The sequence below is a fragment of the Nocardia sp. NPDC058058 genome (assembly GCF_042885355.1).
Taxonomy (GTDB): Bacteria; Actinomycetota; Actinomycetes; order Mycobacteriales; family Mycobacteriaceae; genus Nocardia.
On record NZ_JBHVSA010000002.1, the window covers coordinates 239,993 to 263,039 of the forward strand.

Below are 23,047 nucleotides of genomic sequence, written 5' to 3' on the forward strand. Positions count from 1 at the left end.
GTCCAACAATAGCGGCTGACGTATTCGAGCCAGGCGTTACGGGGTCAGTCTCGGGGACGACTCAGGGAGCTCTCGGGGACCGCTCAGGGACGGGCGAGAGTGTCGCTCGCCGAACGGAATCGCCCTCCGCGAAATATCAGCAACCGCTCGCACTCGGAAGCCGCTGCGGCGGCGCCGGATTCGGGATCGATACCCGCGCGCAGCATGGCGCAGGCCCAGCGCAGCGGCAGCAGCTCGAATTCCCGTGTCTCCCGGTCGACCTGGGCCGCGAGGGCGCGGGAGCGATCGAGATCGCCGGTGGCGGCGCTGGCGGCGGCCAGCAATAACCGGGATTTCACCCGGTGCCGCGCCGAGGGCCCCTGCTCAGCCAGGGCGAGTGCGATCTCGGCATGTGCGAGAGCCGGATCCGAGGATTCGGATCGAGGGTTCGCGATGCCCGGAACCGCTTCGATGCTTTCGGGCGTGGCGATCAGACCGGCGCCGGGGGCCGACAGCGCGGTCTCGGCGGATACCCAGTGCAGGCGAATGCGCTGTCGCCACAGGGTTTCCGGATTCCGCGAATGCGTTTCGAGTTCATCCGAATGGCTTTCGAGCCACTCTCGGCAACGCCGCAGCAGCCGGGCGGCGAGCTCGGGGCGCGCGGTGCCGAGGGCGTCCGCGGCCAGGCCGGTCAACGCATCGCAAACCGCTTCGGCGCGTGCGATATCCGACTCGAGGATGACTCGCGTGGGCGTGTCGGCGTTTTCGGCGCGCCCGGAGGCGGGGGGCGCGGACAGCACCAGGGCGGCGGCGCGGCCGTCGGCGACGGCGGCGCGGGCATGCCAGCCGAGCTGGCGCAGCAGTGAACCCTCGAGGCTGTGCGTGAGCGAGCGCAGTACCGGATCGGTGGCCGACACGCGGGAGCGGTGAAGTTCGGCGCGCGCGGCGGCGTAGTGGCCGACACCGCCCAGTGCGACCGCGCGCAGCCAACTCTCGGTGGCGTCGGCGGCGGCGGGCAATCCGATAGCAGCGCGGCCGGGGGTACCGCCGAACGCGGTATCGGCCAGTAGTGAGTTCACTTCGAGCACAGGCACTGCCGCACTGTAACCAGTAACGGCGGAGTTGTGGCCCGCGGTCATAGCACAGAAGAGCAGCTACCTTTCAGCATTCATCAATGCCTTTGTGTTTCCACTCCGTAAATCTGTGCTCGCTATCGCCTAGCACGCCCGTAAGGAATTCGTATGGCGTTTCGCGTTATTAACCTGGGCGCCTCGAACCGGCCATCTCGATCGCGGTCGACACTTGCGATGCAATGGCTGAGATCACGCTGATCCGGATGCGGGCATAGCCGGGCACGAGTGGATTAGCGTAGAAAAAGCACGCCCTATCAGGCATTTTGACGAGTCACATCGGCTATCGAAGCATGGCCGGGCTACTGGGCAACCGATCAGTATCACCACAGTGGCCCTACTTTGTAAATAGCTACGATGTTAATTCTCTAATGCACTGGTATTTGAATCCGGATGGATCGGACTATTGACGCGAATTCATTCTCCGACCTAACGTACGACATCGCCGCCGTTGGCGCCGTGTGAAATTACGGCCCCTGCGGAGTGCGATCGCCGGGACCCGGTGATGCGGCCCACTGTTTGCCACCAGCACCGCTCGACAATGCCGACGAGCTCGCACCAAGAGGAGTTCACCATGCCCATGCCAACCCACCTCCCTGGTCCGAACGCCGATGTCTGGGACTGGCAGATGCGCGGGTCCTGCCGCGGACAGGATTCGTCGGTGTTCTTCCATCCGGACGGCGAACGCGGCCGGGCACGTGCCCAGCGTGAAATGCGCGCCAAGGAAGTCTGCCGGTCCTGCCCCGTCCTGCTGCAGTGCCGTTCGCACGCCCTGAAGGTCAGTGAGCCCTACGGAATCTGGGGCGGAATGTCCGAGACCGAGCGCGAGATGCACGCGCGCCGCAATCGCCGCCGGGCGGTCGCCTAGACCCCGCGGCGGAGCGCCACGAGCACTCCTGTGACGGCTGTGCACCAGCGATGCGCACGAGGCGTGCGACCTCGTTACCGCTGCACACGCCCGGTGTGAGTTCAGAAATTTTCCCATCCGCGCGGCGCGGCGTGCCGAATGCCTAGCAAACAACCGGCCACTGGTACAGCCGGAGGCGGTTGTGACTGGCAAAGCTTCGGCGATTCTCAAATGCTCCGGCGTGTCTTCGCGTGTCCTGCGATCGAGCAGGTTTGGGCGAGTCGGGACAAAACGGAAAACCGCTGCGCGCCAACCGTTTTAGCCGATACCCCCACGCGAAAGGAGGTTATAGCGGCAGGCTACCCTCGTGGCCGATGACACAGAACGGAGCGTTGTGACAGCGCGGCCGCCGGCCGCAGAGGGCGACTCGTTCCAGAGTTCCAGGAACGGGCGGACGGCGTCAGCCGACTCTGCGATGACGGCGCGCGCAGCCGAAAGCCTCGAACTAGCCGCACTTCTGCAGCGCTGCGGGCAGTCCGACGAGCCGGCATTCGCCGAGCTCTACGACCGCACCTGCGCTCGGGTGTTCGGGCTGGTTCTACGGGTGCTACACGATCCGGGGTATGCGGAGGAGACCACTCAGGAGGTGTACCTCCAGATCTGGCGCACCGCGGCCAATTTTGATCCGGCCAAGGGCTCCGCGGTCACCTGGCTCATGACGCTGGCGCATCGCCGCGCGGTCGACCGCGTGCGGGCCGAACAGGCGCACGCGCAACGCGAAGTCGCTTACGGCACCAGTACTTTGGGTAACGAATTCGACGAGGTCACCGAAGAGGTGGGTCGACGGCTCGAACAGCAGGCGGTGCTGCAGGGTCTGGCCACCCTGACCGAGACCCAGCGGGAAGCCATTTCGCTCGCCTACTTCGGCGGACGCACATATGCCGAGGTCGCGGCCTATCTCGGCGTAGGATTACCGACCGTTAAGTCCCGTATTCGGGATGGACTGACACGACTCAAGAAAAGTTTGGGAGTGACGTGAGATGAACGAAAGCCAGATCGATCTCGCGCACACTGTCGCGCTGGGATCGATCGGCGACGAAGATCAGCGCGCGGTGCGGGAATTACTGGATACCGACGACCCGGTACTGCGCGCGGCCTTCACCCAGGAAGTGCAGCACACCCGAGAGGCCCTCGCCCAGCTGGCGGACACGGCGGCCACACCGCCCCCGCCCGCACTCCGCGACCGCCTCCTCGCAGCCGTAGCAGCAGACCAGGCGCCACCGACCGCAATCCACCACAATCGCCCCGCGATCCACCCCGCGAACGGCCGCAGTCGCGCGATCCGCGACTAGTCCGTCCACTCCGCAATCCAGGGCACCCGCCCAGTCCGTTCCCACCCCGGACTGCCCGCCCGCTCCGCGCGAATTCTCGATGCTCCCGCGAGGCCCCCGGACTTCCCGTCTGTGGGCCTCGTCGCGTTATACGACGACGATCCCGCCCGGCCCGACCTCCCTTGGCCCACCGCGGCATCATTCGGCCCACCGCGACATCGCGCGTCCGGCAGCGAGACAAGGCATGTGCCACAGGGCGGTTCGTTCCGATGCGGCCGGGCTGCTCGGTGGAGAGCGCGTCCGGGCTCAGCCAATGACAAGGCCCCCGGACACATTTCGTGTCCGGGGGCCTCGGTCTGTGCTCAACCGCGCTGGGCGGCTGTCACTTTCAGTGCGAGTGGCCCGCGTGGGCGTCGGCCGGCTCGTCGGCCGGCTTCTCCACGATGGCGGACTCGGTGGTGAGCACCATGCGGGCGACCGAGATGGCGTTCTCGACCGCGGAGCGGGTCACCTTGACCGGATCGATGACACCCTCGGCGACCAGGTCGCCGTAGGTCAGGGTGGCGGCGTTGAAGCCGTCCTTGCCATCGGTGACCTTGGAGACCACGACCGCGCCGTCGACACCCGCGTTGCTGGCGATCCAGAACAGCGGGGCCAGCAGCGCCGCGCGCACGACCTCGACGCCGACGGCCTCGTCGCCGGACAGCGACGCCTTGAGGTCGGCCAGCTGCGCGGCAGCCTGCACCAGGGCGGTGCCGCCGCCGGGGACGATGCCCTCGGCGACCGCGGCCTTGGCGGAGGAGACCGCGTCCTCGACGCGGTACTTGCGCTCCTTGAGCTCGGTCTCGGTGGCCGCGCCGACCTTGATGACGGCGACGCCGCCGGCCAGCTTGGCCAGGCGCTCTTCCAGCTTCTCGCGATCCCAGTCGGAGTCGGTGTTCTCGATCTCCTTGCGCAGCTGCGCAACCCGGGCCTGGATGGCATCGGCGGTGCCGGCGCCCTCGACGATGGTGGTCTCGTCCTTGGTGACGACGACGCGACGGGCCTTGCCCAGCACCTCGAGGCCCGCCTCGCGCAACGTGATGCCCAGATCGGGGTTGATCACGGTGCCGCCGGTGACGATGGCCAGATCGTCCAGGAACGCCTTGCGGCGGTCACCGAAGAACGGGGCCTTGACCGCGACGGCCTTGAGGGTCTTGCGGATCGCGTTGACCACCAGGGTGGACAGCGCCTCGCCCTCGATGTCCTCGGCGATCAGCACGACCGGCTTACCGGATTCGGCGATCTTCTCCAGCAGCGGCAGCAGATCCGGCAGCGAGCTGATCTTCTCGCGGTTCAGCAGGATCCAGGCATCCTCCAGGACGGCCTGCTGGGTCTCGGGATCGGTGACGAAGTACGGGGACTGGTAGCCCTTGTCGAACTGCACGCCCTCGGTGATGGCCAGCTCGGTCTGGGTCGAGGAGGACTCCTCGATGGTGACCACGCCGTCCTTGCCGACGGTGGTGAGCGCCTTGCCGACCAGCGCGCCGATCTCCTCGTCGCGCGAGGACACGGTGGCGACCTGGGCGATGGCCTTCTCGCCGTCGACCGGGGTGGCGGCGGCCTGCAGGGCGGCGGTGACCGCGTCGGCGGCCTTGCTCATGCCCTTGCCCAGGGTCATCGGGTTCGCGCCCGCGGCGATGTTCTTCAGGCCGCCCTTGATGAGCGCCTGCGCGAGCACGGTGGCGGTGGTGGTGCCGTCGCCGGCGACATCGTTGGTCTTGGTGGCGACGCTCTTGACCAGCTGCGCGCCCAGGTTCTCGAACGGGTCCTCGAGATCGATGTCGCGGGCGATGGTCACGCCGTCATTGGTGACGGTCGGGCCGCCGAAGGACTTGGCCAGCACCACGTGCCGGCCACGCGGGCCCAGGGTGACCTTCACGGCGTCGGCGAGCTTGTCGACGCCACGCTCCATGGCGCGACGAGCCTTCTCGTCGAACTCGATCTGCTTTGGCATGTGTGTACCTACTCCTGAAGTGGTTGGGGGAGAACGCACTCCGCCCCGGGTCGGTAGCTGTTAAGCGCGACGCCGGGGCGGTGTAGCCGGGGTTTCGGGGGCGAAGCCCCTGTGAGGCCCCGGATTTGGCGTTACTTGGTGACGACGGCCAGCAGGTCGCGCGCCGACAGGATCAGGTACTCGCCACCGTTGTACTTGATCTCGGTGCCGCCGTACTTGCTGTAGATGACGACGTCGCCTTCCTTGACGTCCAGCGGGATCCGCTTCTCGCCATCTTCGTCCCAGCGGCCGGGGCCGACGGCGATGACGGTGCCCTCCTGGGGCTTCTCCTTCGCCGTGTCGGGGATGACCAGGCCGGAGGCGGTCGTCGTCTCGGCCTCGTTGGCCTGGACGAGGATCTTGTCCTCGAGCGGCTTGATGTTCACGCTCGCCACGTTGAGCCCTCCACTTTTCAGGGTCTTCGCGCCCGGGGCGGTTCCCCGGGCTCACGGTTTCGGTCACGTTTGCTGACGCTGCGCATAAGCCCCGTCGTCGCGGGTGCCGGGACCATGACCCAGTGCCACCTAGCACTCTATACACGGGAGTGCCAGCGCTCAAGGCCAGGCTCTGCTATCGCCCGTGGCCGACGCGGCCCCATCGTCGCAGGCAATCCGACACGCCGAGTGGAACGGCCGGGGAATCTGAGGGCTTCCAAAGAAATCCGAAAATCTGTAACGTTCGGATAACGGATTGTGACACCATTGACGACGGCCGCGTGGCAGGGCCGCATCAAGTCCGTCACGACCCCGGTCGAACACAGTTACACAGTTGCTTTGCTTCACCCCACTGCGCGCGAACCCGCGCAGCGCTGAGACGAGAGCCTTACCGCAAGTGATCGCTGGCTGGTCCCGACGCCCCATCGGACAAGGGCCCCGCCGGATCCGTAGCTTCGGATCGTCCGTCATCAACGTGACGGTTTCGGAGTCCGTTCGAGATGGTCGTCTACACCAGGACCATCCGCTCGAAGGGAGGTGAAAATGCGAACATCCCTCGGCATCTCCGCCGGGAGCGAGGTGGTGTGCTCGGCGACGGTTGCCACCACCCCGAACGGTCTGCAGAACTTCGACTATCGAGTCGTCACCGCGGATACGGCCCACAGCGATCTCGGCGATCTGGTGGCCTCCTCCATCGAGTTGATGACCACCCAGATCCCCCGCGAGACGGTGCACCCCGTAGGCACCCATCCGGCCGCGCTGGCGGCGGCGCACAATTACGCGGCCCCGGGTGCGCCCGGTGATATCGCGGTCGCCTACCGGGACCGGGAACAGGCTCAGATCATCCGTTCGGCTATCGGCCGGCAACGCCGCGATGTTCGCCTCATCCCGGAAAGCACGGCGGCCCTGGCCTTTCTGCGGCACACCGGCCTGCTGGACCGCTATCAAACGGTGGCCGTACTCGATCTGGGCGCCACCGGAACCACGGTCACCGTGGCCGATCACGCCGACGACACCGTGCTGCGCTCCGAGCGCACCGGAACGGTCAGCGGCAATGCCGTGGACGAGCTGATCCTGCAGCATCTGCTGGACTGCCACCTGGCCCGGCGCGGCACCCGGCCGAATCGCGGCATGCTGCTCAATCGGTCGCGCGCGGCCAAGGAGCACCTGTCCATCGCGCCGGCCGTGACCATCGACCATGTCGCGGGGCAACCGCTCAAGCTGACCCGGGTGGATTTCGACGAGCTGGTCTCGGATCTCATGCGTGAGCTGGCCGTCTTCGCACGGGCCGTCTTCGCACGGGCCCCGAAATTCCCCGAGGTGGTGGCCGTCATCGGCGGCGGCGCGAATACGCCCGCGGTGCTGGCGAATCTGGAGCATCAGCTGGACGTGCCGGTGCTCACCGTGCCCGAACCCGAGGCCGCGATCGCCAAAGGCGCGGCGCTGGTGGCGGATTCGGCGACACCGAGCAGCTTCCCGGTGATCAGCCGCGGTTCGGACGCGCCGCTGGGCACCTTCACCAAGCTGGCGGGCACCCTGGCCGGCGCGATCGTCGTGGTCGGCCTGATCATCGGCTACGGCGTCAAAGAGCTCGTCCCCGAACCGCAGGGCACCAACTATTCGCCCAGCACCACCGGCGTACAGCAGCCGGTGCTCTCCACCACGCCGCCGAGCGGCCCCACTTCCGGCGCGTCCGTACCAGCCAATCAGAATCCCTCGCACCGCAGTACGCCCGCCGCGACCCCGGTCCCGGGCCAAACCGGCGCGGCCCCGAGCACCGCGCCCACCCCCGCGACCACCATCGCCCAGCCGCCGCTGCGCCCGGATCCGGGTCTACCCCAGATTCCCTTCCCCTCGGATCTCCCCCGGCTGCTGGGTCCGCTGCTGGGCACCACCCTGCCGCCCTCGGATCTGGTCGAGCCGACGAATCCGACGACCACCCCCGGCTCCACCACACCCGGTTTCACAGTGCCCGGCTCCACCACTCCGGCGCTGCCCCGCAACAATTCCGGCTCCTCCGGCACCACCACAACCCTGGTTCGCCCCACCGATTAGCCGCCACGCCACCCACCCAATTTGGGTGGCCCGCAATTCACGCGGCCCGGAATTCCCACTGCGAGCGAATTCGGTGCGACCCATAACCATCCCATCGCCCCGATCCCCCACCCCGTTGCATTTCCCCTTCGGTTCGGCGTGCCGACTCGCCGCCCGCGTAATCGGCACGCGCCCACCGTCATCCGCCCCGCACCCGCAAGCACCGCCATCCCGGCATGCGCCCACACACCCATCGTCGTCACGGCATGCGCCACCGCCATCACCGCGTGTGCCCACAAGCCCCACGTCATCCCGGCATGCTTTTGGCCGGGATCCATACCCGCGATACATGCTCCGACCGCGTGGATCCCGGCCGAATGCGCGCCGGGATGACGGGCGGGAGATCCCGCCCCGGTTTCTCGGGGCGCGGAAAGCTCTGGCTGGAGGGCGAATTCGCGCGCCGATAGCGTCGCTGCGGGGAACAGATCCCCCGGGGATGGGAGTGGTGATGCGGGTCAAGAACACGCGGGTGAAGAATGTGATGCTCGGGCTGATGGCGGCGGCCAGCCTCGCGCTGTCGGTGCTGTCGACCGGCCCTTGGCCCTGGTGAATCCCGCTGTGCCGCGCGGGTTCGGTGCGGCGGGCCGATTCGGCCCGGGTCGTCAGAGTTGGCTGGTGGAGACGGGCAGGCCCGGGTCGGTGGCGACGGTGAGGGCGGAAGGGGTTGCGCCGCCCGCTATTACGTGGGCGCCGAGGGTGGCGATCATGACGCCGTTATCGGTGCACAGGCGGGGTTTGGGGACGCGCAGGGTGATGCCCGCCGCGGTGCAGCGTTCTTCGGCCAGCGAGCGAATGCGGGAGTTGGCGGTCGCGCCGCCGCCGAGCACGAGGGTGTCCAGGCCGTTGTCCTGTACGGCGCGAACGGCTTTCATGGTCAGCACATCGGCGACCGCTTCCTGGAAGGAGGCGGCGATATCCGGGATGGGCAGTTCGCGGCCGTCGCGCTGGGCGGCTTCGACGTATCGCGCCACCGCGGTCTTCAGTCCGGAGAAGGAGAAGTCGTAGCGCGGATCGCGGGGTCCGGTCATGCCGCGCGGGAAGGCGATGGCGTGCGGATCGCCTTCGGCGGCAATGGCATCGAGCACCGGTCCGCCCGGATAGCCGAGCCCGAGCAGCCGCGCCACCTTGTCGAAGGCTTCCCCGGCGGCGTCGTCGACGGTGCTGCCGAGTTCCACGATCGGCTGTGCCAGATCGTCGATCTTCAGCAGATGGGTGTGCCCGCCCGAGACCAGCAGCGCCACGGCGGGCGGCATCGGCCCGTGTTCGAGGGTGTCGACGGCCACGTGCCCGCCGAGGTGGTTGAGCGCGTAGAACGGGATATCCCAGGCCGCCGCATAGGCTTTCGCAGCCGCGACGCCGACCAGCAGCGCACCGGCGAGTCCGGGTCCGATGGTGACCGCGAGCGCGTCCGGCCTATCGATATCGGCGGCGGCCAGCGCCCGGCGCATGGCGGGCACGATGGCCTCGAGGTGTGCGCGCGAGGCGATTTCGGGCACCACGCCGCCGAACCGCGCATGCTGATCGACGCTGGAGGCGACCTCGTCGGCGAGCAGTTCGCAGCTGCCGTCCGGCAGTCGCCGCACGATGCCGACTCCCGTTTCGTCGCAGGAGCTTTCGATACCCATGACGATCATGACAAGACCTCTGTGTCCTCCGGGAACCCGGCGTCCTGGGTGAACCCGGCCATGGCGGGCTTGCGCATGGTGTACGCGTCGGCGCCGCTGGGCTGGTAGTAGTTCTTCCGCAGGCCGATGATGTGGAAGCCGTGCTTCTCGTACATGGCGATGGCGGGGGTGTTGTCGGTGCGCACCTCGAGGAAGACCGGTCCGCCGCGGCGTCCGGCTTCGGCGAGCATGGCGCGCAGCAGTTCGGTGCCGACGCCGCCGCGATGCAGTTCCGGGTCGACGCCGATGGTGTGGATTTCGGCTTCGGGCTGATCGTCGGTGCCCAGCAGGGCTATTCCGGCGTATCCGATCATGCGGCCGTCGGCGTCGCGCGCGGTGATGTACCGATTGTGCGAGGCGGCCAGCTCGGACAGGAACGAGACCTCATGCCAGGGATCGTCTTCCGGGAAGAGCAGCTGTTCGAGTTCGGCGCAGCGCACGGCATCGGCCGGCCGCATCGGTTCGATGCGGATGGTCATCGGCCCACCTGCGCATAGCTCTTCTCGACCGCGTCGGGGCGGCGCAGGTACAGCGGCACCAGTGGTTCGGGGGTGACTCCGGCGAGGATGTCGCGGGCGGCGATGCGCACCAGCCCGGACGGTGACGGGGTTTCCACCGGCAGTACGGGCAGATCGAAGTAGTCCACGTGCGAAGCGGATCCGGCGATGACGGTCGCGGTGCCCGGGTCGAGATCGGCGGGTTTGCTCACCTCGGGGCCTTCGACGCGGCCCTCGGCGCGGTAGCGCGCCCAGTACACCTCGCGGCGGCGGGCATCGGTGACGACGAGCAGTTCCACCGGTTCGGCCGGATCCCGCAGATAGCTCTCGGTGTCGGCGGCGATGGCGTCGAGGCTGCACACGCCGTAGACCGGGATGCCGAGCGCGTCACCGAAGGCGGCGGCGGTGGCCATGCCGACGCGCAGCCCGGTGAACGGTCCGGGTCCGATACCGGCGACGACCGCGTCGATCTCGGCTCTGGTGCGGCCGGATTCGGCCAGGCACGCCAGGATCTGCGGGGTCAGCACCTCGTTGTGCGCGCGTGCGTCCACGGTCACCTGGGAGGTGAGCGTGGTGATTCGAGGTGCGTTGTTGCCCTCGTCCGCCGGTTCGAGTTCCACCAGTCCCGCCGTGACGGCAGGGGTCGAGGTGTCAACAGCCAGTACAAGCATGATTGGCCTAACGATACCGGGTGGTCGAGGCCACTCGACCCGGTGTGCGGCCCGCGCGCTAGTTGGCGGACACCCATTCCCATTCGGCGGTGCGGATGTCGGAGTCGAATTCGCGGCGGAGCAGGACGCGGAGGTGGCGGTCGGCCAGATGTTCGACGACGCCCAGACCCCATTCCACGACGACCACGGCATCGTGCAGGTCGGTGTCCAGGTCGAGGGCGTCGAGTTCGTCGAGGTCACCGCCGAGGCGATAGGCGTCCACGTGCACCAGGGCGATGGAGGTGGGGTCGTCGCCGGCGCGGTGCTGGCGGGCGATGATGAAAGTCGGTGAGCTGACCCGGCCCTGGACGCCGAGCCCGGCGGCGATGCCCCGGGTGAGCGCGGTTTTGCCCGCGCCGAGTGGTCCGTCCAGGATGACCAGATCGCCGGGCTGCAATTGCGCGGCGAGTTCGCGGCCGAGGGCTTCGGTGTCCTCGACGGTCGGCAGGGTGCGCATGCCGGGGGCGGTCATCGGGCGTCGCCGAGGTAGGTGCGGACGACGCGGCCGCGTGGGGCGCAGACGATTTCGTAGTTGATGGTGCCGAGGAGGTCGGCCCACTCCTGCGCGTGCGGGACGCCCGCGTCGCCACCGAAGAGGATGGCGGGATCTCCTTCCGTGACCCCGGCGATGTTGTCACCGAGGTCGACGACGAATTGATCCATGCAGATGCGGCCGATATTGGGTCTGCGTTCACCGCCGAGCCACACGTCGAAACGGCCGCTCAACGGGCGCGGCACACCGTCCGCGTACCCGGCGGGGATGAGCGCGACGGTGGTGTCGTGCGGGGCGATCCACTGATGGCCATAGGAGACGCCTTCACCGGCGGCGACCTGCTTCACCAGCGCGACCCGGGCGCGCAGCGTCATGGCCGGGCGCAGGCCGAAGTCGGAGATCTCCGGGATCGGGGACAGGCCGTAGACGGCGATGCCGGGGCGGACCATATCGAAGGCCAGGTCCGGGCGGGTGAGGGTGGCCGCGGAATTGGCCAGGTGCACCAATTCCGGTTGCAGCCCGTGCTCTTTCGCGGTCGCGATGGCTTCGAGGAAGCGGTCGCGCTGCATATCGATGCCCGGATGATCGGGCGTGTCGGCGTGCGCGAGGTGGGAGAAGATGGCACGGAACCGGACCGTTCCATCGTCGACGAGCTCGCGGAGCAAAGTCAGGACCCGAGGATATTCGGCGGGGGCGATGCCATTGCGGTTCAGTCCGGTATCGACCTTGAGCGAGACGATCGCGGTGCGGTCCAGTGCGCGGGCGGTAGTGGCGACGGCCGCCAATTGCGCCGTGTCCGATACCGCGATCTCGATATCGGCGGCGATGGCGCTCGCGTAATCGGAGTCGAAGGTGTTGAGCCAGCACAGGATCGGCGCGGTGATCCCGGCGGCGCGCAGTCTCAGCGCCTCTTCGATGGTGGTGACGCCGATTTCGCGCGCACCCGCGGCCAGTGCGGCCGCGGCGACTTCGATCGCGCCGTGGTTGTACCCGTCCGCCTTCACGACCACCATGACCGCCGCGTCCCCGGCGTGCTCGGCCACGATGCGCACGTTGTGGGCGATGGCGGCTAGGTCGACGACGGTCTCCACCTGCGGATCGGGCTTGTTCACGCCCCCGATCCTGCCATCCCGTACGGCGCGACACCCGTCACACCCGGGTTCTCGCGGGGGTGTGACCGGGGCGCGGCGGCGGCGAAACGCCCGAAATACGCCGCGCCGACCTGTCCTGACTCGCGCACACCGACTCGGCGCGATGCGGGCGCGATCGCTCAGCTCGCGTGCGGGGCGTAGGTGGATTCGAGTGCGGTCAGGGCCGCCGCGACCGCGGTATCGCTCGCGCGGAGCAGCGGAAGGCGGACATCGGGGGTGGGAATTCGGCCCTGGGCGGCCAGTACTCCCTTGAGAACGGTCGGATTGGGTTCGGCGAACAGGGCGGCGGCGAGCGGGGCCAGGGTGTTGCCGATGCGGCGGGCGCGGTCGAGGGGGCCGGTGCGCCAGGCCGAGACGAGTTCGGCGTAGGCGGCGGGGGCGATATTCGCGCAGGCCAGAATGGCTCCGGTGGCGCCGAGGGCGAGCAGCGGCGCGGCATAGAGGTCGTCGCCGGCCAGCACGGCGGTGTCATCGGCGGCCCGGCTCATGAAGGCGATGGTGTCGTCGTCGATCCCGCCCGCGGTGTATTTGAAGCCCGCGACATTCGGCAATTCGGCCAGGCGGCACAGGGTTTCGGCGCTCAGCGCGCGGCCGGTGCGGTACGGGATGTGGTAGATCACCAGCGGAACCGGACTGGCGGCGGCGAGCTGCCGAAAGTGTTCCAGCACACCGGCTTCGGAGGGGCGCAGGTAGTACGGCACCACGGTGAGAGCGGCGGTGACCCGCGGATCGAGTTCGGCGAGCGCGCGCACCGAGGTCGCGGTGACATTCGATCCCGCGGCGGCGATGAGCGGAACCTGGCGTTCGGCGCAGACATTCGCGCAGATATCCAGGACGCGCCGGCGCTCGTCCTCGGTGAGCAGGTCGGGTTCGCCGGTGGTGCCGAGCGCGACGATCCCGCTCGCCCCGGCGTCGAGGACCTCGTGCGCGAGCCCTTCCAGAGCGGTCGCGGCCACGGCTCCGGTGGCGGTGAACGGGGTAATCAATGGCACGAACAGCCCGGTGAGTGTCATGGTTCCAGCCTGGTCGCCACGAACCATCACGTCCATTTCACATTTCTGCGGCCGAGCATAAGCTGTACTGATGCTGGATCTGCGCCGCCTCCGCCTGCTGCGCGAACTCGCGCACCGAAAAACCATCGCGGCCGTCGCCGAGGCGCTGTCCTATACCCCGTCGGCGGTCTCGCAGCAGCTCACGGCGCTGGAGAAGGAGGTGGGCGTCCCGCTGCTGGAGCGCACCGGCCGCAGCGTCACCCTCACCCCGGCCGCCCTGCGCCTGGTCGAGCACACCGAAACCATTCTGGCCACGGTCACCCAGGCGACGGCCGAATTGGCCACGGCCCGAACCGAACTCACCGGAACCCTGCGCATCGGGGCGTTCCCCACCGCCGTCCGCACCATCCTGTCCCCCGCCCTGGTAACCCTCAGTCGCGCCCACCCCCGGCTGGAACTCCTTGTCACAGAACTGGATCCGGCCGCCGCCCCCGCCGCCCTGCGCGCCGAAACCCTGGACATCGCCCTGGTACAGGAATACGACTACGTACCCATGGATCCAGAACCGGGCCTGGACACCGAACCCCTGCTCACCGAAACCGTGCACCTGGCCGTGCCAACACCCGCATCGAGTCCGAAACCCGTCGCGTCCGAACTTCTTGCGATGTCCGAGAACTCTGTCGCGTTCGAGCCCGTTGCCACGCCCGAGTCGCCAGTCGACCCCGAAGCTCTTGTCGCGCAGCGTGATTCCTCGTGGATCGCGAGCACCCCGGGCACGCTGTGCCACGCCATGACGGTCCGGGCCTGCCGCGCGGCCGGATTCACCCCGCGCATCCGCCATCATGCCGACGATTTCGGCGCGGTACTGGCCCTGGTCGCCGCCGGTCAGGGGGTAGCGCTGGTTCCGGACCTGGGATTGTCAGCCGTCCCGCCAGGGGTCATCCTCACGCCCCTGCCGACGCAGCGCCGCACTCGCCTGGCCTACCGGCGCGGTGCGGCGGATCACCCCATCGTCGCGGCCGGGCGGGCAGCCCTGCATCTAGCCGTTCAATCCGCCACCTAGCCGTGGGCGCGTTGCAGCTCCGCCGCCGATCGCGCGCGGTTCGGCTGAGCCGAGGTGTGGCCGCAGCGCCACCCCTCGCGCCGACCACCGGCCCGATCGGTCAGCGGACGTCAGCGACCGCGTGTTCGATACCGCCGCACCAGATTCCGCGGATCGCGCGGGTCGCGCGGATGTCGGCGATCGGGTCGCCGTCGAGCAGGACCAGGTCGGCACGCATACCCGGCGCGATGACGCCGCGATCGGTGAGCCCGAAGTACCGGGCGGGCAGCGCCGTGGCCGCGTTGAGGGCATCGACCGTCGAAAGACCGGCGCGGACAAGCAATTCCAGCTCATGATGCAGGCTCGAGCCGGGCTCCGGATGGACCGGCACACCCGGCATACGGTTGGCGTCCGTGCCCGCCAGAATCGGCACTCCGGCCGCATGCAGTGCGCCCACGCTGACCAGCGCATCGGCGAAGGTGGTTGCGACGCCGAACAATTCGGCGCAGCCCTCCATCATGGTCAGGGTCGGAACCACGATGTGCCGGCCCGCCGCCATCCGCTCGATCTCATCGGCGGCCAAGACCGCGCCCATCGGGATGTGGGTGAGGATATCGACCCCGCAATCAACCGCGAGCGTGTACGCACCGATGGTCGAGGTATGCGCGATCACCAGTAGGTTCCGTGCGTGCGCCTCGGCCACCACGGCTTTCGCCGAAATGGCGTCGGGTCCACCTTCCCCCGGAGCCTCCAGAATCAGCTTGATGTAGTCCGAGCCGTCGGCGATGCGCCGAGTCACCATCGCTTCGGCGTCCTCGGGCCCGCGGATTACCGCGACATCGGCGACACCGGGCACCTGTGCGTGCACCCCGGCCGATCCGATGATCGGCACACCGGCGCTGCGCAGTGTCGCGGCCCCGGATTCTCCGCGCAGTGCGGCGATCAGTTCCGGCTGTAGCGATCCCATATCGAGTCCGGTCGTAACACCGTGCGCCGCAAGCTCATTCAATACGCCATGACGGTCCAGGTGCACATGCGCGTCGATGAATCCGGGCACGAGCACCGCACCGTCGGCATCGACCACCTCCGCACCCGCGGTATCGACGCCGATCACCGCGCCGTCGATCACCACGGTCGCCGGTGCCCCGATCTCGCGTCCATCGAATACCCGGACATTGCGCAGCGCGATCTTGCGATTCACATTCCCTCCCATAGCCCAAACCTAGAACGCGTTTCAGCAATGGGCAATCGGACGATCAGCGGCCGGACAGCTCGCGCAGGGTGCCGATGGCGGCGCGGATGTGGTGCAGCAGCGGTGAGGCCGAGATCGGAGCGCCCGCAACGGTGTTCGCGTGCGCCGCGAGGTTGGCGGCTAGCGCGTGGACTCGAGCGGCAGCGGCGGCGGACCAGGTGGGGTCGTGGCCCGAGGCGAGCAGGGCGGCGATGACGCCGGAGAGGATATCGCCCGCGCCGGCGGTGGCGGCCCAGGAGCCACCCGCCTCGTTGACCAGAACGGGGTGGCCGGGGGTGGCGATCAGGGTCGCTCGGCCCTTGAGCAGGACCGTCACCTGCCATGAGTCGGAGAGTTTGCGGACCGCGGCGACTCGGTCGGGGGCGGGGTCGGAGCCGGTGAGGCGGGCGAATTCACCCGCGTGCGGGGTGAGGACGGTGGGTGCGCGGCGTGCGCTCAGCAGGCCGGGATCGGCGGCGAGCAGGGTGAGGCCGTCGGCGTCCACCACGACCGGCAGATCGGTGGCGAGGACTTCGGCGAGGCGGTCGCGGGCATCGGAATCGGTGCCCGCGCCGGGGCCGAAGACCCAGGATTGGACCCGGCCGGTTTCCGAAATGGAGGGTGCGGCAACGACTTCCGGGAAGTGTTCGAGCACCTGCGGCGCGCCGGTGCCGGCGTAGCGGACCATGCCGGAGGTGGCGGCGACAGCGCCGCCGGTGCACAGGATGGCAGCTCCCGGATACTTGGCGCTGCCCGCGCAGACGCCCGTGACGCCCTGGGTGTACTTGTCATCGGTGGCGTGCGGGACGGGCCAGGACGCTCCGATCGACTCCGGTTCCAGTGCCGCGAGATTCGGATCGGGGAGCCGTAACCCGATGGGCACCAGTTCGATTCGGCCGCAGTAGGGAGCCGCGAGCGCGTGCACGGGCTTGTACGCCCCGAAAGCCACCGTGACGGCGGCTCGGACGGCGGGACCCGCGACGACGCCGGTATCGGCATCCACGCCGCTGGGCAGATCCGCCGAGATGATCGGAACATCCACTCCGGAAACAAGTTTCGCGGCTTCCGGCCGAAGCGATCCGCGCCCGGAGATGCCGACGATTCCGTCGATGACAAGATCGGGCGTTCCGATATCGGAGCGAATCCGCCCGCCCGCCTTCCGCAGTGCGGCGAGCCCCGCCGCGTGCGCTCGCTCCGGCGACAGCAGTACCGCCTCCACCGCGACGCCCCGCCGCCGCAGGAATGATCCGGCCCACAGCGCGTCCCCGCCATTGTCACCCGACCCGGCGAGCAGTGTCACCGTGCGGCCCGCCACTCCCCCGGTCCGCTCCCGCAGTTCCCGCACCACCACCTCGGCGAGCCCGAAAGCCGCACGGCGCATGGGCATTCCCGCGGGCACGCGAGTGAACAGCTCGGCTTCCGCGGCTCGCACCTCATCGGCCGTGTAGTACCCACGCAGTGCCGGACCGGTCATCGTTCGCCTCCCGCGGCCGAGATTCGCGGGGATGCCCCGCCTGCCTACGACGTACGCAGACTACGCCGAGCCGGAGCGGGACAGCATGACTCGCCCGGGCGGATCGGCCATTTCCGGGCGGGCGACCACCTGCGAATTGCCCGCAAATCGTGGGGGTTACGCTGGCTGGCATGCCTATCCGCCGCCCCTCGCCCGCCCGTGTGCTGCTGCTCGTGACCGTTGTCGCGGGGGCGCTGATCGCGAGCGGCTGCGGTTCGGATTCCGCGAAGTCGGCGTCGGCCACCACGACGGTCGCCACCAGTTCCGCCGCCGCCCCTTCCGGCCCGCGACAGCCCGCCGATGTGACGGTGAACGTCGCGGACATGAAGTTCTCCCCCGCCGCCCTCACCGTCAAAGCGGGCGACAAGGTCACCTGGAAGTTCGACGACAAGGCCCCGCACGCGGTGCAGGGCATCGGCGATATCGCGCTCGGCATCAACAGCCCGATCATCCGCAAGGGCGAGTGGAGCTTCACCTTCACCACGCCCGGCACCTACCGCTACCTGTGCCCGCTGCACCCGGACATGAAGGGCACGGTCACCGTCGAATAGCGGCTACCGCAGACGGCGGTGCGGCACCCGGTGCCTGTCACACGACGTTCGACCGAACGCACCGAGCGCCACAGCAGCATTGCGCGCCATGCGAATTCGTGGCCGCCGCACCGATATTCGTGCGGCGGACCACCCGTCAGCGATCTGCGCCGGACTACTCGACGGTGACGGACTTGGCGAGGTTGCGGGGCTTGTCGACGTCGTAGCCACGCGCCTGCGCCACCTCGGCGGCGAAGATCTGCAGTGGCACCGTCGCCAGCAGGGGCTGGAAAAGGGTTGGGGCGGCGGGGATTTCGATGAGGTGGTCGGCGAAGGGGCGCACGGTGTCGTCGCCCTCCTCGGCGATCACGATGGTGCGCGCGCCGCGGGCCTGAATCTCGCGGATATTGCTCAGCAGTTTGGAATGCAGCACCGCGCGGCTCTTCGGCGACGGCATCACCACGAAGACGGGCAGGCCCTCTTCGATCAGGGCGATGGGACCGTGCTTGAGTTCGCCCGCCGCGAAGCCCTCGGCGTGGATGTACGCCAGTTCCTTGAGTTTCAGCGCGCCCTCGAGCGCCACCGGGTAACCGACGTGGCGGCCGAGGAACAGCACGGTTTCGACATGCGCGAGCTCGCGGGCCAGGGCGCGGATCCGATCGCCCGATTCCAGTACGCGGGCCACGAGTTCGGGCATCGCTTCGAGTTCGGCGAATTCGCGCGCGACCTCATCCGGGTATTTGGTGCCGCGCGCCTGGGCGAGCGCCAGGCCGACCAGGTAGTTGGCGGTGATCTGCGCCAGGAACGCCTTGGTGGAGGCGACGCCGATCTCCGGTCCGGTGCGGGTGTAGAGCACGGCGTCGGATTCGCGGGGGATCTGCGCGCCATTGGTATTGCAGATGGCCAGGACTCGCGCCTTCTGATCCTTGGCGTGCCGGACCGCTTCGAGCGTGTCGGCGGTCTCGCCGGATTGCGAGATGGCCACCACCAGGGTGGAGCGGTCCAGAACCGGGTCGCGGTAACGGAATTCGCTGGCCAGTTCGACCTCGACGGGCAGTCGGGTCCAGTGTTCGATGGCGTATTTGGCGAGCAGGCCCGCGTGATACGAACTGCCGCAGGCGACTACGAAGACCTTGTCGAATTCGCGCAGTTCCTGATCGGCGAGGCGCTGTTCGTCGAGCACGATGCGGCCGTCGAGGAAATGCCCGATGAGCGTGTCGGCGACACCCGCGGGCTGCTCCTCGATTTCCTTGAGCATGAAGTAGTCGTGGCCGCCCTTCTCGGCGGCGGCCAGATCCCAGTCGATGGTGAAGGGGCGGGTGCGCACGCCATCGGTATCGCCGTTGAAATCGGTGACGGTGTACGAGTCGGCGGTGATGACGACGGCCTGATCCTGGCCGAGCTCAACGGCTTCCCGGGTGTGTTCGATGAACGCGGTGACATCGGAGGCCAGGAACATCTCACCCTGGCCGACCCCGACCACCAGCGGGGTGGAGCGACGGGCGGCGACGATCGTGCCCGGGTGATCGGCGTGCGTGAAGAGCAGCGTGAACGCACCTTCGAGGCGGCGCACCACCGCGAGCGCGGAGGCCACGAAGTCCCCGGCGGTGTCGCCGTGGGCGTACGCGCGCGCCACCAGGTGCACGGCGACCTCGGTATCGGTATCGCTGCCGAGTTCGATTCCGGCGTCCTCGAGTTCGCGGCGCAGCGGCACGAAGTTCTCGATGATGCCGTTGTGCACCACCGCGACCCGCGCGGTCGCGTCCCGATGCGGGTGCGCGTTGCGGTCGGTCGGCGCGCCGTGCGTGGCCCAGCGGGTGTGGCCCATACCGGTGGTGCCGCCGAATCTGTCGATTCCGGTTTCGGCGAGTTCCGCCTCGAGATTGGCCAGGCGACCGGCCTTGCGTTCGACGGCGAGCCCGCCCAGGCCGTCGAGAATGGCGACTCCGGCGGAGTCGTAGCCGCGATATTCCATGCGGCGCAACGCGTCAACCACCACGCCGAGGGCATCCCTGTACCCGACGTACCCCACGATTCCGCACATGGGGGCTCAGCCTACCGAGGCCGGGGCGGTGCGCGAATCCGGATGCGCGCGGGACCGGGCGAAACGCCCCAAGCACGCGACGATCGGATAAGTTCACTCTCGTGTCGGCGTCTGTGAAATCGCTTCTGAGCACCTTGACCGCCCGCGGCCCGCATGCGGTGCTGCGCGGCAACCTCGGCATAGCCGGGCAACCGGGCGTGGTCTACACGCCCGAGAAGGGGCTCAACCTACCCGCGGTGGCATTCGGGCACGGCTGGCTGGCCGGCGCGGCGAACTACCGGCGACTGCTGGAACATCTGGCGTCGTGGGGTTACGTCGCGGCCGCCCCGGATACCGAGCGCGGCCCGATTCCCTCGCATCTGAACCTGGCGACGGATCTGGTAACCACCCTGGACATCTGCACGGGGGTGCGCCTGGGTTCGGGCGATATCAGCGTGCATCCGGACAAGCTGGCCCTCGCCGGGCACGGTATGGGCGCGGGCGCGGCGATCATCGCCGCCTCCCAGCGCGAGGTGTCCGCAGTAGCGGCCCTCTACCCCTCCCCCACCGCACCCTCCGGTGAGTCCCTCGCCCCCGGAATCGATGCTCCCGCACTGATCCTGGCGGGCGGCGAGGATATCGACTCGGTCAGCTCCAACGCCATCCCGCTGGGCCTGGCCTGGGGCGGCCCCGCCACCCTGCGCTCCCTGGACCGCGCCACCCACAACGGCATGGTCGAAGGCCGCCGCGCCCTGGCCGCGCTCGGCGCGGGCAAACACGAACCCAAAACCGAACGCCTCACCCGAGCCCTGCTGGTCGGCTTCCTCAACTACACCCTCCTCGGCGACAAGAAATACAAACCCTTCGCCGACCCCGAAGCCCTAATCCCCCACACCCAAATCGTCGACCCCGAAGCAGTCGAGGAAGAACCCGCCGAACCCCAAAAACTCCCCATCCTCCAACTCGTCCAAGCCCTGCGCAAGTAGCTTCGGACCCACTCTCGCCGCCGACGAGCGGTGGCGAAAGTCGTTCAAAGCCCGGGTTATTCGGCTATCTCCGGTATCTCCAGGCCGGAGTCGGGGATTTCTACGGCGGTGTCGCCGTGGTCGCCCAGGGGTGGGTTGCTTTCCGGCGCAGGGTTTTCGGGCGTCGGGGCGGACAGGGTGCCGTCGGGAGTCTGGGGATCGATCGGTGGCGGGGCGGCTCCGTCCGGTGGAGGTTGGGCCGCATCGCCGGTTGTGGGTGGGATCTTGCCCGGCTGAGGGCTGCCCGTTTCCGGCGAGTCGCCGTTGAGTGGCGGCGTGCATTCCCGCTGCGGGAGTGAGTCATCAGCGGGTAAACACTCCGGGGGCTGTGGCGAGCAATCATTCTCAGGAGCGTCGGGGCCATCGGAATTCGGGGCCGGGCAGGTGCCGACGGGGGGCTGAGCCTCCGGGCTGGGTGCGGGTGGCTGGCATCCTTCGTGCGGTGCTTGGGTTTTGGCGTCCGGTGACGTCGGGCAGGCTGGGACCTGGGGAGGGCATTGACCGTCGAGGTTCGGGGCGGGTGCCGGACTGTTCGGGGCGGGGTGTGCTTTGTCCGGCGGCGTGGTGGTTTCGGCCGTTCCGCAGTCCGAGGCCGTGTCAGGTTGGGGTGTTGTGTGTTTCGTCGGGGCGGCCGGATCGGTGGCCGGGTGGCTCGGCTGACCGGCTGTCGAATTGTCCTGAGTGTTCGGGTCGGGATTGTTCTGGTCCGAGGTCGACGGGTCGCCGGGGGTGGTCGACGGGTGGAGGAGGTCGGTCAGGGTGGTGAGATCCAGGCCGGAGATCAGGGATTTGATGAGGTCTGTCAGGGCCGAGAGGGGGCTGGCTGACGAATCCGGGTGGGCGCCTTGGCCCGTCTGGTCGGGAGAGTTGGCGGGTTCGCTCGCGGTGGCGGGATTGGAGCGGGTGGGGGCCGTGGCACCCGGTGCGGTGGGAATCGACTGGGCGGGCGGGATGCTCTCGGGTGCAGCGTTGTTGGGGATCGGTTGGGGTTGCGTGGCACCTTCGGGAATAGGTGCGGATTGGGGTCGGGTCGCACCATCCGGCGGAGGGAGCAGGGGCTGCTGGGGGCTCGCGTTCGGAGACGACTCCGGGTGGAGTTGTGGCTGCGATTGGGGTGGGACCGGCTGGGCGGCTGTGGGGGAAGGTGCGGTGCCCACCATCGAGGAAGGTGCGGTGCCCACCGTCGTGGGAGCTGCCGCTCCCGCGGTGGTGGGTGCGGTGCCCGCCGCGGTGGGCGGTACGGATCCTGCTGCGACGGGAGGCGGGACCGATTGATGCGGCTGGGAGGGAACGGGTTCCATAGACGGGGCGGGAAGGGCGAGGGCGGCGGGATGCGGGTACGGGAGGTCGAGGACCTGGGTTAGGGCGGTTACGGCGGTGGCGTAGTGGGATTCGAAGGTGGCGGCGGTGGATTGGCATGCGGCGGTGAAGGTGTCGAGTTTGTGTTCTATATCGGGTTTGAAGGTGGTGGTGAGCCAGTAGGTGGCGTTGTCGGCTATGAGGGTGTCGATGTCTTCGGGGGATTTGCCGTCTATCACGAGTTTTCCTGTGCCGCCGGGTGATTGATCGAGGAGGGCGAGGGTGGACTCGGCCTTGGTGAGGACCGCTTGGCGGAGAGGTTCTATGAGGTCGGCGAGAGCGGTGGCAGCCGTGGTGGCGGCGTCGAGATCTGTTCTGGCGCGGCGCAAGTGGGTGATGAGGGCGGTTTGGGCCTCGGCACCGGCGGGGCCGGTCCACAGCGTGGGGAGGGATTGGGCGGCTGTCCATTGCGCCTGCCATTGGGATTCGGCCTCGGCGAGCGCCCGTGCCAATTCGGTAGCGGCGGTGTCGAGTTGGGGCAGGTTCGCGCCGCGCTGTTCGTCGTAGGCGGCTTGCAGGGCCGACAGGGAGGCATCGCGGTGCGTGTCGAAGGCCTTGGTGTAGCGGGGCAGGAACTGTTCCCAGTACTCCAGGCCGGGTGCGCCGTGGTCCAGGATTTGGTCTGCCGACTTACCGGCGGCATCGAAGGTCACGGGTGCACCGCGGACAGTTGGGCGGCCCGTTCGCGATCCAGGCGGGCGTATTCGGTTGCGGCGTGGTCGAATACGTCGCCGATCGCGAGTGTGGCGGCACCCCAGTGCGCCAGGCATGCGGCGATGCGCTCGAGGCCGGCGTGGATGGCCGCGCCCTGTTCCGCGTAGTCACGGCCCGCCTGGTCCCGGCCGAAGGTGTGCTCGGTGACGCGCCGGGATTGCGTCCCCAGGGTTTCGGCGCTGCCGCGCAACGCGGTGACGGTGTTGCGCAGCGCGTCGAGATCTACTCCGAGCGCGTTGAATCCAGGCATCGA

At 68.6% G+C, this 23,047-nt stretch carries 21 protein-coding genes; 7 read left to right on the forward strand and 14 right to left on the reverse strand.

Annotated elements, in window-relative coordinates; all coding sequences use genetic code 11:
• Positions 1–83: 83 nt before the first annotated feature.
• The gene (locus tag ACFVUS_RS16245; RefSeq protein WP_387766212.1) at positions 84–1,073 is read right to left on the reverse strand and encodes a hypothetical protein; all 990 of its coding nucleotides are present in this window, start codon (positions 1,071–1,073) and stop codon (positions 84–86) included.
• A gap of 610 nt (positions 1,074–1,683) precedes the next feature.
• On the opposite strand from ACFVUS_RS16245, the gene ACFVUS_RS16250 reads away from it, so the two are divergent.
• The 3 genes from ACFVUS_RS16250 to ACFVUS_RS16260 all read left to right on the forward strand — a co-directional run bounded on the left by ACFVUS_RS16250 (position 1,684) and on the right by ACFVUS_RS16260 (position 3,308).
• A complete protein-coding gene (locus ACFVUS_RS16250; RefSeq protein ID WP_067561966.1) occupies positions 1,684–1,977 on the forward strand; it encodes a WhiB family transcriptional regulator in 294 nt (97 codons plus the stop codon).
• A gap of 454 nt (positions 1,978–2,431) precedes the next feature.
• Entirely contained in the window at positions 2,432–2,995 is a 564-nt protein-coding gene (locus tag ACFVUS_RS16255) for a sigma-70 family RNA polymerase sigma factor (protein ID WP_364640635.1), read from the forward strand.
• A 1-nt stretch (position 2,996) separates the two neighbouring features.
• A complete protein-coding gene (locus ACFVUS_RS16260; RefSeq protein WP_387766216.1) occupies positions 2,997–3,308 on the forward strand; it encodes a hypothetical protein in 312 nt (103 codons plus the stop codon).
• A 367-nt stretch (positions 3,309–3,675) separates the two neighbouring features.
• Here ACFVUS_RS16260 and groL read toward each other — a convergent pair whose 3' ends face one another.
• Together groL and groES are read right to left on the reverse strand one after the other, a co-directional pair.
• A complete protein-coding gene (gene groL / locus ACFVUS_RS16265) occupies positions 3,676–5,283 on the reverse strand; it encodes a chaperonin GroEL (RefSeq protein WP_387766219.1) in 1,608 nt (535 codons plus the stop codon).
• 131 nt (positions 5,284–5,414) lie between these two features.
• The gene (gene groES / locus ACFVUS_RS16270) at positions 5,415–5,717 is read right to left on the reverse strand and encodes a co-chaperone GroES (protein ID WP_067818842.1); all 303 of its coding nucleotides are present in this window, start codon (positions 5,715–5,717) and stop codon (positions 5,415–5,417) included.
• 582 nt (positions 5,718–6,299) lie between these two features.
• On the opposite strand from groES, the gene ACFVUS_RS16275 reads away from it, so the two are divergent.
• Complete coding sequence (locus tag ACFVUS_RS16275) at positions 6,300–7,811, forward strand: Hsp70 family protein (protein WP_387766223.1); 1,512 nt, start codon at positions 6,300–6,302, stop codon at positions 7,809–7,811.
• 641 nt (positions 7,812–8,452) lie between these two features.
• Here ACFVUS_RS16275 and tsaD read toward each other — a convergent pair.
• The 6 genes from tsaD to dapA form a co-directional block, all read right to left on the reverse strand.
• On the reverse strand, positions 8,453–9,484 hold the full coding sequence (gene tsaD / locus ACFVUS_RS16280; protein WP_387766226.1) for a tRNA (adenosine(37)-N6)-threonylcarbamoyltransferase complex transferase subunit TsaD: 1,032 nt from the start codon (positions 9,482–9,484) through the stop codon (positions 8,453–8,455).
• Complete coding sequence (gene rimI, locus ACFVUS_RS16285) at positions 9,481–9,993, reverse strand: ribosomal protein S18-alanine N-acetyltransferase (RefSeq protein ID WP_387766229.1); 513 nt, start codon at positions 9,991–9,993, stop codon at positions 9,481–9,483. The genes tsaD and rimI overlap by 4 nt, the downstream gene beginning before the upstream one ends.
• Positions 9,990–10,682, reverse strand: coding sequence for a tRNA (adenosine(37)-N6)-threonylcarbamoyltransferase complex dimerization subunit type 1 TsaB (gene tsaB, locus ACFVUS_RS16290; protein WP_387766232.1), 693 nt, complete (start codon positions 10,680–10,682; stop codon positions 9,990–9,992). Before tsaB ends, rimI begins: the two co-directional genes overlap by 4 nt.
• Before the next feature lie 58 nt (positions 10,683–10,740).
• Positions 10,741–11,193, reverse strand: coding sequence for a tRNA (adenosine(37)-N6)-threonylcarbamoyltransferase complex ATPase subunit type 1 TsaE (tsaE, locus tag ACFVUS_RS16295; RefSeq protein WP_364640656.1), 453 nt, complete (start codon positions 11,191–11,193; stop codon positions 10,741–10,743).
• A complete protein-coding gene (alr, locus tag ACFVUS_RS16300) occupies positions 11,190–12,326 on the reverse strand; it encodes an alanine racemase (protein ID WP_387766236.1) in 1,137 nt (378 codons plus the stop codon). The genes tsaE and alr overlap by 4 nt, the downstream gene beginning before the upstream one ends.
• Before the next feature lie 158 nt (positions 12,327–12,484).
• Positions 12,485–13,378, reverse strand: a complete 894-nt coding sequence (gene dapA / locus ACFVUS_RS16305; RefSeq protein ID WP_387766239.1) for a 4-hydroxy-tetrahydrodipicolinate synthase — start codon at positions 13,376–13,378, stop codon at positions 12,485–12,487.
• A 70-nt stretch (positions 13,379–13,448) separates the two neighbouring features.
• On the opposite strand from dapA, the gene ACFVUS_RS16310 reads away from it, so the two are divergent.
• Positions 13,449–14,420 (forward strand): LysR family transcriptional regulator, encoded by a 972-nt coding sequence (locus ACFVUS_RS16310; protein ID WP_387766242.1) that lies wholly within the window; start codon positions 13,449–13,451, stop codon positions 14,418–14,420.
• Positions 14,421–14,520: 100 nt separating this feature from the next.
• Here the strand turns inward: ACFVUS_RS16310 and ACFVUS_RS16315 are convergent, their stop codons facing one another.
• Both ACFVUS_RS16315 and ACFVUS_RS16320 read right to left on the reverse strand, forming a co-directional pair.
• Positions 14,521–15,600 (reverse strand): amidohydrolase family protein, encoded by a 1,080-nt coding sequence (locus ACFVUS_RS16315; RefSeq protein WP_387766245.1) that lies wholly within the window; start codon positions 15,598–15,600, stop codon positions 14,521–14,523.
• A gap of 55 nt (positions 15,601–15,655) precedes the next feature.
• Positions 15,656–17,089, reverse strand: coding sequence for an NAD(P)H-hydrate dehydratase (locus ACFVUS_RS16320; RefSeq protein WP_387769909.1), 1,434 nt, complete (start codon positions 17,087–17,089; stop codon positions 15,656–15,658).
• A 185-nt stretch (positions 17,090–17,274) separates the two neighbouring features.
• Here ACFVUS_RS16320 and ACFVUS_RS16325 point away from each other — a divergent pair, with 185 nt between their 5' ends.
• Positions 17,275–17,694, forward strand: a complete 420-nt coding sequence (locus tag ACFVUS_RS16325; RefSeq protein WP_387766248.1) for a cupredoxin family copper-binding protein — start codon at positions 17,275–17,277, stop codon at positions 17,692–17,694.
• A gap of 154 nt (positions 17,695–17,848) precedes the next feature.
• Here the strand turns inward: ACFVUS_RS16325 and glmS are convergent, their stop codons facing one another.
• Entirely contained in the window at positions 17,849–19,717 is a 1,869-nt protein-coding gene (glmS, locus tag ACFVUS_RS16330) for a glutamine--fructose-6-phosphate transaminase (isomerizing) (RefSeq protein WP_387766251.1), read from the reverse strand.
• A gap of 101 nt (positions 19,718–19,818) precedes the next feature.
• Between glmS and ACFVUS_RS16335 the strand changes: the two genes are divergently transcribed.
• Positions 19,819–20,682 (forward strand): dienelactone hydrolase family protein, encoded by an 864-nt coding sequence (locus tag ACFVUS_RS16335; protein WP_364640676.1) that lies wholly within the window; start codon positions 19,819–19,821, stop codon positions 20,680–20,682.
• A gap of 56 nt (positions 20,683–20,738) precedes the next feature.
• Here the strand turns inward: ACFVUS_RS16335 and ACFVUS_RS16340 are convergent, their stop codons facing one another.
• On the reverse strand, positions 20,739–22,733 hold the full coding sequence (locus tag ACFVUS_RS16340) for a hypothetical protein (protein ID WP_387766254.1): 1,995 nt from the start codon (positions 22,731–22,733) through the stop codon (positions 20,739–20,741).
• Entirely contained in the window at positions 22,730–23,044 is a 315-nt protein-coding gene (locus ACFVUS_RS16345) for a hypothetical protein (RefSeq protein ID WP_387766257.1), read from the reverse strand. Before ACFVUS_RS16345 ends, ACFVUS_RS16340 begins: the two co-directional genes overlap by 4 nt.
• Positions 23,045–23,047 lie beyond the last annotated feature (3 nt).

Excerpts from the sequence above, each read along its gene's own strand:
- ACFVUS_RS16250 (WP_067561966.1), top strand. The coding sequence starts at position 1,684 with ATGCCCATGCCAACCCACCTCCCTGGTCCGAACGCCGATGTCTGGGAC.
- ACFVUS_RS16255 (WP_364640635.1), top strand. The coding sequence starts at position 2,432 with ATGACGGCGCGCGCAGCCGAAAGCCTCGAACTAGCCGCACTTCTGCAG.
- ACFVUS_RS16260 (WP_387766216.1), top strand. The coding sequence starts at position 2,997 with ATGAACGAAAGCCAGATCGATCTCGCGCACACTGTCGCGCTGGGATCG.
- groL (WP_387766219.1), bottom strand. The coding sequence starts at position 5,283 with ATGCCAAAGCAGATCGAGTTCGACGAGAAGGCTCGTCGCGCCATGGAG.
- ACFVUS_RS16275 (WP_387766223.1), top strand. The coding sequence starts at position 6,300 with ATGCGAACATCCCTCGGCATCTCCGCCGGGAGCGAGGTGGTGTGCTCG.
- tsaD (WP_387766226.1), bottom strand. The coding sequence starts at position 9,484 with ATGATCGTCATGGGTATCGAAAGCTCCTGCGACGAAACGGGAGTCGGC.
- rimI (WP_387766229.1), bottom strand. The coding sequence starts at position 9,993 with ATGACCATCCGCATCGAACCGATGCGGCCGGCCGATGCCGTGCGCTGC.
- tsaB (WP_387766232.1), bottom strand. The coding sequence starts at position 10,682 with ATGCTTGTACTGGCTGTTGACACCTCGACCCCTGCCGTCACGGCGGGA.
- tsaE (WP_364640656.1), bottom strand. The coding sequence starts at position 11,193 with ATGACCGCCCCCGGCATGCGCACCCTGCCGACCGTCGAGGACACCGAA.
- dapA (WP_387766239.1), bottom strand. The coding sequence starts at position 13,378 with ATGACACTCACCGGGCTGTTCGTGCCATTGATTACCCCGTTCACCGCC.
- ACFVUS_RS16310 (WP_387766242.1), top strand. The coding sequence starts at position 13,449 with ATGCTGGATCTGCGCCGCCTCCGCCTGCTGCGCGAACTCGCGCACCGA.
- ACFVUS_RS16325 (WP_387766248.1), top strand. The coding sequence starts at position 17,275 with ATGCCTATCCGCCGCCCCTCGCCCGCCCGTGTGCTGCTGCTCGTGACC.
- glmS (WP_387766251.1), bottom strand. The coding sequence starts at position 19,717 with ATGTGCGGAATCGTGGGGTACGTCGGGTACAGGGATGCCCTCGGCGTG.
- ACFVUS_RS16345 (WP_387766257.1), bottom strand. The coding sequence starts at position 23,044 with ATGCCTGGATTCAACGCGCTCGGAGTAGATCTCGACGCGCTGCGCAAC.